This window comes from Pedobacter sp. BG31, from assembly GCF_042464845.1.
Taxonomy (GTDB): Bacteria; Bacteroidota; Bacteroidia; order Sphingobacteriales; family Sphingobacteriaceae; genus Pedobacter; species Pedobacter suwonensis.
On record NZ_JBHNZK010000008.1, the window covers coordinates 153132 to 165982 of the forward strand.

Sequence of the window (12851 nt, forward strand, 5' to 3'; positions counted from 1 at the left end):
AAATTCAAGATCATGGCACCGTTAAAATTAAGCGAAGAGCAACATGCTACATTAAGCAATAGAAACACATTAGAACAAGTTAACGAACAACCTTTAGAACTTCATCCGGAAGCTTATAAAGTAAAAGGCCCATCGCCGGATAAAATGAAGACGGTATCATCCTCTTTAAGGAATTATGCACATGGCCTTTACGGATTGTTGTAAAAACGCTTCCCAAAAAACTACACATAACAGATGATATAGAGCAGCAGACTTAATAAAGGTCGGCTGCTTTTTTATGGAAAGAAGTCAAGTTTTAAAAACTTGACTTCTTTAGGTATAAAAATAGTATAATAAATAGCTGAGGCATATGATACTAGCTTTGAATTTATAATAAAGCTTAAGTCTTGAATTCTATAGCGATTATTCGATTTGATAATTGTTGGTGTAGAAGTACTGACTTTGAATTTGATGTTGTTTCACAAAGCTATCTTTACCACCAAAAAAATCTAATATTTTTTCTCTTTGCAAAATTGTCTTTTTCTCAGATAATATAGTTTGATAGGATGACCATTTGTAATTTTTAAATTCTTTACAGATACCATGCTTTAGTGCATTTGCATGGATATATATAACCAATTGGTGTAAGTGAATTTCGTCAATAATTCTTACTCTTCGAAAAGGGTTTACAAATAAAGATCCGGATCTGTTATTTTTCTTATTAAATGCCATAGCATAAGCAATGAAGAAATCTTTCATTTGAAATTCAACAGCTTCGCTATAGCATATTTCATTAGCTAAATATCTTTTCTGGTGTGTTTTTAACGAATCCTTACTCAAAGATTTCAAATATGATTTAAGCTCATCTGAACTTGTATTTTTTATCAAGAAGTGAGCATGATTATCCAATAGGATATAAGCATAGGTGTTTAAATATCCAGTAGAGTATTGTGAATATTTGAGAAGAAAATAAAGCCTATTATCATCATTTTTAAATAATTTCGACCCACTAATGGATTTACATATAATGTGCATAAATCCATTTTCAGTAAAATCTTCAATGTATTTCTCATTAATTGGCATAAATGAATTTATTGATTTTTTTTAATAGCGTCAAATCATATTGATTCAAATTTAAAGAAGTCAAGTTTCAAAAACTTGACTTCTTTGTATACAATTCATAACTTAAGATAATGAAACAAAGCGCAGGAATACTACTTTTCAGGAGAAAAGATCGGCAGATAGAATTTTTTCTGGTTCATCCCGGTGGACCATTCTTCGCCAAAAAAGATCTTGGATTTTGGACTGTGCCCAAAGGAGAATTAAATGAAGGAGAGAATGCTTTAACCGCAGCAATCCGCGAATTTAAAGAGGAAACAGGTCAAAGTTTGACCGGCAATTTCATCGAATTAACACCTGTTATGCAGAAAGGAGGTAAAAAAGTTTGGTGCTGGGCGTTTGAAGGCGACCTTGACCCCTCAGCCATTGTCAGCAACACCTTCGAAATAGAATGGCCGCCAAGGTCTGGTAAGAGGAAAAGTTTTGCCGAAATAGACCGGGCTGGGTGGTTCGGTTATAGCGATGCCATTACACATATTAACGAAAAGCAGATTGCTTTGCTTGACGAATTGAAATCAAAATTAGGCTGTTAAGTCAAAGTTTAAAATGTTCTTTTCTGCACCGTTAATAATGATCGAGATCTGATGGTCGCCCAAATGAAATTTACGTGTGGTAATCAGCACAAATTTTTGTTTCCTGATGATGTTTATTGTTGCGCCGGCAGGATAAATCCTTTCCGAAATTTTATATACTTTTTTAGTGTTCTGCCCATGTTGCTTTTTATAATAAATGGCGTATTCCAGCCTCACTTTTTGTTCAGCAGGATTGCTATTAAGAATAGTAAACGAAAACTCCAGGCTTTCGCCAATCCTGACTTGGGGCGTTAAGATTTTGAAGTCTTTTAATAAAATCCCTGCATCATCTAAACCATAATGTTTAAGGATATCGGCATGGCCTTGTTTAAGTAATGTACGGCTGCCGTGTTTAATAATTGCAGCTGTTTCGGCACCCAAACCCGACCAGTTTTTAGCCATATTTAAAACAACCTCAGGATGATCTTTTGCAATATCATTTAAGCTGTTGGCAACACTCCGTCTTACATATGCTGATGGATCTGTTTTAAGATTTTCCAGTATCGGTAAAATGGATGTCGGGTCTTTTTTCAGAAAGGGAATACCCATGGCCCATGGTAAACGCGGTCTGCTGCCCTCGCTGGCGAGTCTTCTTACTTTGTGGCTTTCGTGCAGCGACCATTGCTGCATCCTTAAAATCATCTCATTTTCGTATTTTAAGATAAAAGGACGCACTGCAAACTCACAACTTACAAACTGGGTAATAAACTCAAGCGCATTAACTGAGTTTTCAAAATCGTGTATGCCATAAGTTTCGATATAATCTGGCAGGAACATGTAAGCCAGTCCGTCCTCTCCGATTCCCTGGATCCTTAATTGCGTAATTGTTTTTTTGATCAGTTCAATACTTTGTAGATATTCTTCGGGTAAAAAATCATGTAATACCTTCGAAGTGTGTTTCATCCGCTCTTTAAGTTCCTTTGATTCAAATTCAGGGGTAAAAACCGCATTAATAAATTTCCCTTTATCAAATTTTGGAATGCTAATCGCTAAGGCATTGCTCAAACGATCGTAAAAAGCAGGAGAGTATAAATCTTTCAGTAGGCTGGCCATATTTGCAAATTGCTTTTGTGCTATCCAATTTTATTAGCGACCAATTTACTAATTTTATTAGTATTTTGGTTCTTGTAACTCGAAATAAATCATTTTGCGGTAGTATTTTTACCAACTGCTAAATAATTTCAGCTTTTTCTTTACCACATTTGTTTATCATAAAAACAACGACATGAACACAACAAAAATAGGCTGGATCGGCTTGGGCAATATGGGAATCCCAATGGCAGAACAATTGATAAAAGCTGATTACGCAGTTACCGTTTATAACAGGAGTAAGGATAAAGAAACTGCTTTGAAAGAAATGGGTGCATCAACTGCCGAAACACCCCAAGAGTTGATCGAAGCTACTGAAGTGATAGTTATTATGGTAGCTGATGATGCTGCCATTGAGCAGATTTTTAACGGAGCAGGAGGCCTTTTCAGCGCAGAAATTTCAGGCAAAATCATCATTAATATGAGTACCGTTTCTCCTGCTATTTCAAAAAAAATGAACACGCTGTGTAAAGAAAAAAGAGCACAATATTTAGATGCACCGGTTTCTGGAAGTGTAAAACAGGCCGAAACCGGTCAGCTGGTGATTATGGTGGGGGGTGATGAAGCTGCTTTTGAGCAGGTAAAACCTATATTCGAAAAAATAGGTAAAATGGCGGTACGCCTGGGCGATACTGGTGCAGGTAATGTGGCTAAACTGGCCATTAATTCACTACTGGCTTTGTATACCCAGGGTTTGGCTGAAACGGTAGTATTTGCCAATCAGCAGGGAATTAAAACTGAAGATCTGCTTAATCTGCTCAATAATGGCGCTATAGCTAACACCTTCACCAAAATTAAAGGCGATGCCATTATAGCCGATAACTATAAGCCTGCTTTTGCCCTTAAACATATTGTAAAAGATTTAAACCTGGCCAAAGCAATCGGACTTGATTCACCTTTGGCCAAAACCGCGTTACATACTTTTGAGGCAGCAACCGCCAAATATGGAGAGGAAGATTTGATTTCCGTAATTAAACATGTTAAAGAGTAAAGAGCGCTTTTTAATGCTAAAGGAATAACCATAGGAAGTTTTGATGCTTTCTTATGGTTATTGTATTTGAATAATTTAATCTAACTATGTTAGTTATCGCTCTGTTGAGATAAGAATTCGAGCAGGTTTTTCTGTATTATACCGTCTTTGTTTTGCCCAAGTAGGATATCATTTAAAGTAATAACATATTTTGGATAGTTGTCTTCTATTTTTAAAAGATTTCCAAATTCCCTGGTCGCAGTGTTCTCACTCTGTATGGTCAGGCAAACTTGTATGTACATCTTTTTGCCGTTTTTTTCTGCCATGAAATCAATTTCGTTGTCGCCGAGTTTACCCACAAAAACATTAAAGTTCTGTTGTCTTAAGTGTAAGTAAACTGCGTTCTCCATTAATTTATGGATATCTGCCAATTGATTAAAACCGATAATGGCATTTCGGAGGCCTAAATCTTCAAAGTAATATTTTTCTCCTATTTCAAATATTTTTAGCCCGCCCACTTCAGAGCGCTGAACTTTATGAACAAAAAAAGTATTGCTTAATGCCCGTAGGTAATTTATGGTTAGCTGTGTAGAAATATCCACCTTTTGGGATTTTAGATATTTGCTGATATTGTTGGCGGAAAATAAACTCCCCATATTATCTGCGAGATAGGTAACCAGATTTTCTAAAAAGGAGACATTACGGATGTTCTCTCTGGCTACAACATCTTTGAGCAATATTGTAGCGTAAACACTTCGAAGGTATTCGTATGGTAGGTTCTCTTCCAGCCCAATATTTGGTAAAAATGGCATTCCCCCATACTTAAGATAAAGCATAAGTGAGTCTGATTTATTTTCAAGTTGATGAAACTCAAGAAATTCGAGAAAGCTTAAAGCATGGATCTGAAAAACCATGTACCTACCTGATAAATGAGTAGCAAGTTCACCAGAAAGCATATTGGCATTGCTACCCGTACAATAAATATCGCAGGTATTTTTTGCCAGTAAACTCCGTAAAGTCCGTTCAAATTCTTTTACTTCCTGAACCTCATCGATAAAAAAATAGTTGTTTTTATCTGACGGGAATTTGTCTTTAAGGTAAGCAGATAAATCTTCATGTGTTTTAATGCGCGAAAAATCATCCACCTCCATATTGATGTATACAATATTGGCATCTTCATCGGTGGCCTCTATGTTTTCAATCAACTCAAGCATAACATAACTTTTACCTACCCGCCTTTGACCAGTAAGTACTTTAATTACTTGTTTATTGATAAACGGTATAATCCGATTTGTATAGGTTGGCCTTTTTATGAGTTTCATGTATATCGTATACTTTTACCAAAAGTACAAAAAGTTTCTTTTATACCGTATACTTTTATTTAAAAATTAAAAAGTTTCATGTATACCGTATAATATGGGAGGCTATATATTTAATCCGCCAAAAGTGCTGCCTAAAATTATGGCTAGTACAATTAAAGTAATCACAACGTAGAGTTTATCTTTTTCCAATATAAAAGCGAACAGCGAGAATATAATCCGCAAAATTGGTGTGATGATTAAAAGTAATACCCCAAACTGGATAATAGCCATTGGTTTAAAAGTAAAAAGTCCTTTAAAAATACCATCAAAGGTGATAAAGTCGGTTTCTTCACCTTTAAAAATGTGGTAGTCGGGCCGGCTTTGCGCTCCGTGCTGTACCAAAAAAAGCAGGCCGCCCAATAACACCACCAGGCTTGCGGTAATTACGCCAAACCTTAATAGCTTGCCTACAATTTTTTCTACATCGCGGTCTTGTATAAGATGAGTTGAGATCATATTTTTCATTTTATTTTAACTTAAAATTTGTGATGATAGCCGTTATAAATCATTTCCAGTGCAACGAAAGTAATGGCGATACAGAAAATAATCCTTAAAGTGGAAGGATTGATTCTGGTTAATAATTTAGCGCCTGTAAAAGCCCCGCCCAATACGCCAAGCACTACAGGGAATGCAATTCCCGGATCCATGTAACCACGTTGCAGGTAAACTACAGCACTGGCTGCTGCCGTAACACCTATCATGAAATTGCTGGTGGTGGTACTTACCTTAAAAGGAATTTTCATGGCTGTATCCATCGCCAGTACCTTTAATGCGCCCGAACCAATCCCAAGCAAACCCGACATTACGCCTGCTACCGTCATGATGGAAAAGCCGGCGCCAACATTTTTAAGCTTATAATTAACCGGGCCGGTTGGCGTGGGATAGCTGCTATTGAGTTTTAATACGGCAGAAAGTTTGCTGCCTTCTGTTAAAGCTTCCTGATTCTTTTTTCTTAAGGTCATTGCGGCAGAAAAAAGCAGAACACAGCCGAAAAGGATGGCGATGGTATTGGTAGGTGTATAAATAGCAATTACTGCACCAAGTACTGCACCTAAGGTAGTTGCAATTTCCAGAAACATCCCCAGGCGGATATTGGTAATCCCTTCTTTTATATATGCACTTGCGGCGCCAGATGAATTGGCTATAGAAGCGAGTAATGCAGCTCCGATGGCATATCTGATATCAACATGAAAAACAAGGGTAAGTAAGGGGATTACGACTACACCTCCGCCGAGGCCCGTTAGCGATCCAATCAGTCCGGCAAGGTAAGCGCCGAGTATTAAGATCAGGGTAAAAGTTAAAATGGTCATGATATTAATGGTTATTGTTCAAAATGGTAGTGGTTATGGAAAGGGCCGCTTCCGGGTTACCAGCTTTTATGGCATCAAACAATGCCTCATGCAGGTGGTGGCTCATCGCGAAATGAGTGATGCCGGCAGATGCACGTTTAGCAAAAAAATCGCGGATGATCACCGTAAAGCTTTCATAAAGATCGCTCAGTACATGGTTGCCAGATGCGCGGGCAATAGCCAGATGGAATGCGATATCAGCATTGGCACAGTCAGTTCTCGATTCTTTTTCAATGGCAGATTTTCTTTTTTCAAGTGCTTCGCTAATGGATTTCAGGTCTGATTCTGTACGGTTTTTACTGGCCAGGCGAACAATTTCCTGCTCGAGCAAAGCCCTGACCTGATTGATTTCTTTAAAATCAGCACTTCGCAAACGCTGCTCAATAGGCTCTGAAGGGGTAGCATTCACTTTTGTTCCAAAACCCTGTTGTACTGTGAGTATTCCTGATAAGGTGAGTGATTTTATAGCTTCCCGGATGGTAGAGCGGCCTACACCATATAGTTCCATTAACGCTGGTTCAGAAGGAATTTTTTCTCCTACTTTAAATTTACCTTCTTTAATGTCTTTCCTGATTTTGGTAGACACCTGTTCAAAAAGTCTGCTTTCTTTTTTCATAATATGAAATCAACAATACAAACATACGATGTTTATTTTAAACATCGGATGTTTTGTGTCTGGATTAGATCATTTTATTTTTAGCCCGCTAGTATGCTCTGCTTAAAATATCTCAATGTTAATGTTTACACTAAACAAATCCAGGAAAAAAAGACTTGTGATGCCTTAATGAAGAAACTGCATTGATTTAATTATCTTAAAAACAATTACTTAAATAAATTTTTAAAAAATAAACTACCTAATGTTTGTATCGTACGAAATTTATCGTACCTTTAAAATATGAAAAGTAATCAAGCTGAAAATAATCTTCCCGAACCAACCAAAGCTGAACTTGAAATTCTTCAGGTGTTATGGGAATTTGGACCTTCGACCGTTCGGTTTGTAAACGATAAGCTGAATGAACTTAGAGAGGTAAATTATACCTCTACTTTGAAACAGATGCAAATTTTAGCTGAAAAAGGAATTTTAAAGCGTGATGAAAGCCAAATGAAACACATTTATATTCCGGTTGAAGCAGAGGAAAAAACAAAAGATCAGTTATTGAACCGTTTCGTAAACACCCTGTATAAAGGTTCTGCATCGAAATTGATGATGCAGCTGTTGGGCAATGAAAAAACATCAAAAAAGGAAATAGAAGAGATTAAGCGGCTATTGGATAGCATGGAATAATTAACCAGATCAAAAGCTACAGAACCACCATAATGGAATTTAAATTAATCAATCTTTTACCCGAAAACTGGCTTCATGCCCTGGGTGCTACCTTGTTCCACTCTTTGTGGCTTGGTGTAATTTTAGCTTTGTTAGCTGGTTTGGTAATGTTTACCTCCCGCAAGGCAAGTGCTACATGGCGTTATAACTTGCTTACCTTATGTTTAGGTTTCTTTGTTGTGGCAATAGGATACACTTTTTATCAGCAGCTTCAGCAGCCGGTTAATCATACACAATCGCAGGCCGCTCATCAGGTTGGAATTAACTTGCCCAGGGTAATTGCAGATCAGGAAGCCGTTACAGAAGTACAGCACGACATGTACTCAGGAATCAATCGCATCTTCTCTTTGTGGAATGCTTATGCCTATCAGATCGTATTGGTTTGGTTCCTGATCATTTGCGGAAAAAGTATCCGGTTAATGGTGGGCTTAAACGGTGTTTATCATTTGCGTAATTATAAAATCTATGCGGCGGGTAAAAAATGGGATGAAAAATTAGATGAACTCGCCCAAAAACTAGGCTTAACACAAAAGGTTAAGCTAATGCAATCGGGTATTGCGCAGGTACCCCTGGTAGTGGGGCACTTTAAACCTTTAATCCTTATTCCTTTGGGGTTGATCAATGGTTTATCCAATGCCGAAGTAGAAGCCATTCTCTCTCATGAACTGGCCCACATTAAACGGAAAGATTACCTGGTGAATATATTGCAAAGCTTAATCGAAATTATATTTTTCTTTAACCCGGCGGTACTTTGGGTATCGCAATTAATAAAAACAGAACGCGAGCATTGCTGCGATGATTTGGCCATCGCCTGTGTAAACGATCGCAAAAATTACGTTCAGGCCCTTATTGTGTGTCAGGAGTTTAAGCAGCGTGCACCTGCTTATGCTATGGCCATGAGCGGGACTAAAGGTAACCTGCTGCAAAGAGCAAGCAGGATGTTATTCAATACCAATTCAACTTTAAACAAAATGGAAAAAACGATATTAACCATCGCCCTGGTATCAGTAGTGGTTTGTACTGCCGCTTTTAAAAGCGTTGGCCATGCAAAAACCGTTACCAGAAAAGAAACATCCACAACAATTGTTACGCTACAGGATACAACCAGGAAAAAAGCTAAAGCTACAGAAGGAAAATCTGCAGACCAAATGGAAAAAGAGATCAATGCAAAGGTTGACAACGAGCTAAAAAGGATGAATGAAAAACAGCAGCTGCCAGAAACTAAAGAAGATAAAAAGGCCAGACTTGCTGATGAAGAAGCCAGGCAAGCGGATGAAAAAATACGGCAGAACGATGTAAGGCAGGCGCAGGAAGATGCGAAGCAAGCCGTTATTGATGCTAAAGTAGCCGAAAATGACAGGAAGCAGGCCATCATTGACGCCAAACAAGCTATTGAAGATGCCAAACAAGCTATTGAAGATGCGAAAGAATACAAAAATTCGGCTAAAGTGTATAAATCATATGGCTATGCGATGGTACCAGGGATTCCTCGCCCGCCTAGAACACCAAAAGTACCTAAAACACCAAAAGTACCCGGAGTTGTATATGCAGTACCAGCTATACCTGCTGTCCCTGCTATGCCTCCAACCCCACAAACTCCAGCTGTTTATGGCGAAAGAAGTAACACTAAAACCAGCTCACAGCGTACAGTTACCTCAAAAACGGTAACCAATGGCGATGGACATGATTATACCAATGCAATCAATCAGGAATTGATGAAAGATGGCATCATCAGCAGCACCAATAAACTTTCATATAAACTCAATAAAGATGAGCTGATTGTAAACGGTGTGAAACAAAATGCCGAAGTCCAGCAAAAGTACAAAAAGCGCTTTTTAAAGAATGATAAACACTCGCTGATGTATAATTTCATGATTGAAAATAATTAAAATCAATTTCTAAAAGCGCTAATCCAATTCACATCATGAAATTTAAGCTCATGGCTTTTTTAGCCGTATGGATGAATATTGCCCTAACCTTTGCCCAAGCCCAATCCCCTCAATCCAGAATTTATGGCCGTGTATTGGATGCCGAAGGAAAAAATATAGAATTTGCTACAGTGGCCCTACTCAAAGATTCTGTATTGGTTAAAACTACTTTCACTGAAAAGGATGGACTGTTCAGTTTTGATCAGCCCGGTTATGGAAAATTTCTGATTAAAATATCAGTGGTCGGATCGCCCGTATACCAAACTGATACATTAGTGCTGACAGCAGGCCAGTCGGTTATTACATTGCCAGATGTTAAAATCAAAACGGGAGCAACCAATTTAAAAGAGGTAACCATTTCGGGACAAAAAGCTTTTGTAGAGCGAAAAATAGACCGTACGGTTGTTAATGTGGATGCTTTGATTTCGAATGCGGGTACAACGGCATTGGATGTGCTCAGCAAATCGCCTGGCGTAAATGTAGATCAGAACGGGGTAATTTCGTTAAAAGGCAAAAATGGGGTGACTATTTTTGTTGATGATAAACCGACTTATTTATCGGGTTCGGATCTGGAGAACTATTTGCGTTCCTTGCCTTCCTCATCGCTTGATCAGATTGAACTGATGACCAATCCACCAGCCAAATACGATGCTGCCGGCAATGGCGGTGTAATTAATATTAAAACCAAGAAAACCAAAACCGCCGGGTTTAACGGTGGGGTTAATCTGAGTTTAAACCAGGGCGAATTAAGCCGTTCGAATAATAGTTTCAACTTTAATTACCGAAAAGACAAGGTTAACGTTTTTGGAAACCTGAGCTACAACCTCAATAACAGCTTTACCGATCTTGATCTGAACCGGAAATATAAAAATGCTGATGGTAGTGCCAAATCCTATTTTAATCAAAATTCTTATTTCCGCAGGCATGGCAATACCTTTAACCTGAAAACCGGGCTTGATTATTACGCATCAGAACGCACCGCATGGGGTGTAGTACTTACCGGCATGAACAGGATTTCCAAACAGGTGAACAACAATACCAGTAATTTATCTAATGCCTCCATGCAGTTAGATTCGATAATCAAGGCTGAAAATATCGATCAGATCAAGTACCAGAATGCAGGTGTAAACTTAAATTACAGACATAAATTTAAGCAGACGGGGCGTGAATTAACCTTTGATGCAGATTATCTGCTTTATCGTAATCAAACCGATCAGACCTATAATAATTTTAGTTACCTACCCGGCGGAGCTTTAAAATACCAGGATGTTTTGAGCGGGAATCTACCATCAGATATTGATATTTATACTGCTAAAATGGATTATTCGCATCCCTTGGAAAACAAATGGAAGCTGGATGCAGGAGTTAAAACTGCTTATACCAAAACGGATAATATTGCCGATTACGCTAATACCGCAAATGGAAAAACGAGTGCTGATTATCAGAAGAGCAATCACTTTTTATATCAGGAGAATATCAATGCGGTTTACCTGAACATGAGCAGGGAGGGGAAGCGGTTTTCGCTCCAGGCCGGCTTGAGGTATGAAAACACGGTTTCTAACGGGCATCAGTTGGGGAATCTGATTAAACCTGATTCCAGTTTTAAAAGAACTTATAACAGTTTGTTTCCAACGCTTTATTTCTCTTATAAACTTGATACAGTAGGTAATAACGAACTCGGACTGAATTACGGAAGAAGAATCGATCGTCCGTATTATCAGGACCTTAATCCCTTCTTTTCTCCATTGGATAAGTTTACCTATTATGTTGGTAATCCGTTTTTAAAACCCTCTTTTACACAAAGCATCGAACTTTCTCATACCTACAAAAGTAAGATTACGACAACATTTAGTTACAGCTGGGTGAGAGATGAAGTGAATGAAACCATCGAAATTTTAAATGGCACCTATTATAGCCGACCAGCCAATGTAGGCAAAACAAGGGTAGCCAATGTTTCGGTAAATGCAGAAATCGACATTACGAAATGGGCAAAATTAAATGCCTATCTAGAGTTTGGCAAAATAACCTCAAAAACAGATTTTTATACTGGTTTTTTGGTGACCAATGGTAGTTATTTTAGAACAAATCCTAATCTACAGTTTAAAATCAGTCCTACCTGGAATGCAGAGCTGAATATGAGCTATCAGAGTAAACTTTCAAACGTTCAGTTTTTGCTGGCCTCGGTGCATGATTTTGGCGCAGCAGTGCAGAAAAAGCTTTCGGCTAAAAGTACTTTGAAATTAACTGCAAATGACATTTTTAGAACCCGGATCTACAATGGGATAATTAATAACCTTGCGGCTACAGAAGCTGGTTGGAGAAACAGGCAAGATTCCAGGAACTTTGTTTTAAGTTATAGCTATCGCTTTGGAAAGACTTTTTCTTCTCCTGAAAAACACGAATCTTCTGGTGCCGATGCAGAGAAGAACAGGGTAAAGAATTAAGGTTTTAGATCGTTCGTAATTATAAAGTACAGACTGCCCCTGATTTTCGGGGAAGCAGTCTTTGAAAGAAGGGCAGAAGCAATAGGTTAAATTCCGCTCTCGCTTTGATCCTGCCTTGGGTTGTGGTGTATGAAGGCAAAGATTTCCGTGCTTTTTCCGGCGGAAATCTGCGAGGCCGGGGAGCAGGGTGCAGGCAGCAGGGTGTGTAAGATAGTTTCTAATATGGTATTTGTCCCATCAATAAATCCGTCATTGCGAGAAGGCTTTTTCAGCCGACGAAGCAATCTTACTACTATGGGTAATCTGCGATTTATACCTCAGCTCGGGCTTGCCTCGGTTAGCCACCGAAAGGCTCTTTCTTTTGGCTTGGCCCAAAAGAAACAAACCTGAGCGCAGCGAAAGCATGCCTGCCATTAAAAATAACAAACACAAAGGCATAACTGAAAGGCTTGCATCCTTCCTTGTAAAAAGCTACGGAAATCTTAATTGCGGCAGCATCGAGGCTCTTAGGCCTTGCTTTGTTCCACCGCGCTCGCTTTGATCCTGCCTTGGGCTGTGGGGTTATGAGGGGAACTGCAAAGATTTTCGTGCTTTTTCCGGCGGAAATCTGCGAGGCCGGGTAGCAGGGTGCAGATAGTATGGTGTGGAAACAATATTCGTGTATTGATCATTGTGAAACTATGAGGGGAACTCCCCTCTTGATTTAGGAGGGGCGG

General features: G+C 38.7%; 12 protein-coding genes. 6 read left to right on the forward strand and 6 right to left on the reverse strand.

Annotated features, from left to right (window positions below; all coding sequences use genetic code 11):
- Positions 1 to 12: 12 nt before the first annotated feature.
- Entirely contained in the window at positions 13 to 204 is a 192-nt protein-coding gene (locus tag ACFE6N_RS12050; RefSeq protein ID WP_090499394.1) for a hypothetical protein, read from the forward strand.
- A gap of 198 nt (positions 205 to 402) precedes the next feature.
- Here the strand turns inward: ACFE6N_RS12050 and ACFE6N_RS12055 are convergent, their stop codons facing one another.
- Positions 403 to 1062 (reverse strand): transposase, encoded by a 660-nt coding sequence (locus ACFE6N_RS12055; protein WP_378936733.1) that lies wholly within the window; start codon positions 1060 to 1062, stop codon positions 403 to 405.
- 110 nt (positions 1063 to 1172) lie between these two features.
- Here ACFE6N_RS12055 and ACFE6N_RS12060 point away from each other — a divergent pair, with 110 nt between their 5' ends.
- Complete coding sequence (locus tag ACFE6N_RS12060) at positions 1173 to 1631, forward strand: NUDIX domain-containing protein (RefSeq protein ID WP_378936735.1); 459 nt, start codon at positions 1173 to 1175, stop codon at positions 1629 to 1631.
- On the opposite strand, the gene ACFE6N_RS12065 is transcribed toward ACFE6N_RS12060, so the two are convergent.
- Complete coding sequence (locus tag ACFE6N_RS12065; protein ID WP_378936737.1) at positions 1620 to 2723, reverse strand: DNA alkylation repair protein; 1104 nt, start codon at positions 2721 to 2723, stop codon at positions 1620 to 1622. The two genes, ACFE6N_RS12060 and ACFE6N_RS12065, sit on opposite strands and share 12 nt — an antisense overlap.
- A 172-nt stretch (positions 2724 to 2895) precedes the next feature.
- Between ACFE6N_RS12065 and ACFE6N_RS12070 the strand changes: the two genes are divergently transcribed.
- Positions 2896 to 3750 carry an NAD(P)-dependent oxidoreductase gene (locus ACFE6N_RS12070; RefSeq protein ID WP_378936739.1) on the forward strand — a complete coding sequence of 285 codons (855 nt, stop codon included), beginning with the start codon at positions 2896 to 2898 and terminating at the stop codon, positions 3748 to 3750.
- An 89-nt stretch (positions 3751 to 3839) separates the two neighbouring features.
- Here the strand turns inward: ACFE6N_RS12070 and ACFE6N_RS12075 are convergent, their stop codons facing one another.
- The 4 genes from ACFE6N_RS12075 to ACFE6N_RS12090 form a co-directional block, all read right to left on the reverse strand.
- Entirely contained in the window at positions 3840 to 5051 is a 1212-nt protein-coding gene (locus ACFE6N_RS12075; RefSeq protein ID WP_378936741.1) for an ATP-binding protein, read from the reverse strand.
- Positions 5052 to 5153: 102 nt separating this feature from the next.
- On the reverse strand, positions 5154 to 5555 hold the full coding sequence (locus ACFE6N_RS12080; protein WP_378936743.1) for a DUF1634 domain-containing protein: 402 nt from the start codon (positions 5553 to 5555) through the stop codon (positions 5154 to 5156).
- An 11-nt stretch (positions 5556 to 5566) separates the two neighbouring features.
- A complete protein-coding gene (locus ACFE6N_RS12085; protein ID WP_378936745.1) occupies positions 5567 to 6400 on the reverse strand; it encodes a sulfite exporter TauE/SafE family protein in 834 nt (277 codons plus the stop codon).
- Between the two features lie 4 nt (positions 6401 to 6404).
- Complete coding sequence (locus tag ACFE6N_RS12090; protein ID WP_378936747.1) at positions 6405 to 7055, reverse strand: FadR/GntR family transcriptional regulator; 651 nt, start codon at positions 7053 to 7055, stop codon at positions 6405 to 6407.
- 279 nt (positions 7056 to 7334) lie between these two features.
- On the opposite strand from ACFE6N_RS12090, the gene ACFE6N_RS12095 reads away from it, so the two are divergent.
- From ACFE6N_RS12095 to ACFE6N_RS12105, 3 genes are read left to right on the forward strand one after another with little or no spacing between them, the layout of a single operon-like run.
- Positions 7335 to 7724 carry a BlaI/MecI/CopY family transcriptional regulator gene (locus ACFE6N_RS12095; protein ID WP_090981802.1) on the forward strand — a complete coding sequence of 130 codons (390 nt, stop codon included), beginning with the start codon at positions 7335 to 7337 and terminating at the stop codon, positions 7722 to 7724.
- Positions 7725 to 7756: 32 nt separating this feature from the next.
- Positions 7757 to 9652 (forward strand): M56 family metallopeptidase, encoded by a 1896-nt coding sequence (locus ACFE6N_RS12100; protein ID WP_378936749.1) that lies wholly within the window; start codon positions 7757 to 7759, stop codon positions 9650 to 9652.
- Between the two features lie 35 nt (positions 9653 to 9687).
- Positions 9688 to 12135: an outer membrane beta-barrel protein gene (locus ACFE6N_RS12105; protein ID WP_378936751.1), complete on the forward strand. Its 2448-nt coding sequence runs from the start codon at positions 9688 to 9690 to the stop codon at positions 12133 to 12135.
- Positions 12136 to 12851: the final 716 nt, after the last annotated feature.

What these genes read in the sequence shown, in the direction of transcription:
- ACFE6N_RS12065 (WP_378936737.1), bottom strand. Translation starts at nt 2,723, where the DNA reads ATGGCCAGCCTACTGAAAGATTTATACTCTCCTGCTTTTTACGATCGT.
- ACFE6N_RS12085 (WP_378936745.1), bottom strand. Translation starts at nt 6,400, where the DNA reads ATGACCATTTTAACTTTTACCCTGATCTTAATACTCGGCGCTTACCTT.
- ACFE6N_RS12070 (WP_378936739.1), top strand. Translation starts at nt 2,896, where the DNA reads ATGAACACAACAAAAATAGGCTGGATCGGCTTGGGCAATATGGGAATC.
- ACFE6N_RS12075 (WP_378936741.1), bottom strand. Translation starts at nt 5,051, where the DNA reads ATGAAACTCATAAAAAGGCCAACCTATACAAATCGGATTATACCGTTT.
- ACFE6N_RS12105 (WP_378936751.1), top strand. Translation starts at nt 9,688, where the DNA reads ATGAAATTTAAGCTCATGGCTTTTTTAGCCGTATGGATGAATATTGCC.
- ACFE6N_RS12090 (WP_378936747.1), bottom strand. Translation starts at nt 7,055, where the DNA reads ATGAAAAAAGAAAGCAGACTTTTTGAACAGGTGTCTACCAAAATCAGG.
- ACFE6N_RS12060 (WP_378936735.1), top strand. Translation starts at nt 1,173, where the DNA reads ATGAAACAAAGCGCAGGAATACTACTTTTCAGGAGAAAAGATCGGCAG.
- ACFE6N_RS12100 (WP_378936749.1), top strand. Translation starts at nt 7,757, where the DNA reads ATGGAATTTAAATTAATCAATCTTTTACCCGAAAACTGGCTTCATGCC.
- ACFE6N_RS12095 (WP_090981802.1), top strand. Translation starts at nt 7,335, where the DNA reads ATGAAAAGTAATCAAGCTGAAAATAATCTTCCCGAACCAACCAAAGCT.
- ACFE6N_RS12055 (WP_378936733.1), bottom strand. Translation starts at nt 1,062, where the DNA reads ATGCCAATTAATGAGAAATACATTGAAGATTTTACTGAAAATGGATTT.
- ACFE6N_RS12050 (WP_090499394.1), top strand. Translation starts at nt 13, where the DNA reads ATGGCACCGTTAAAATTAAGCGAAGAGCAACATGCTACATTAAGCAAT.
- ACFE6N_RS12080 (WP_378936743.1), bottom strand. Translation starts at nt 5,555, where the DNA reads ATGAAAAATATGATCTCAACTCATCTTATACAAGACCGCGATGTAGAA.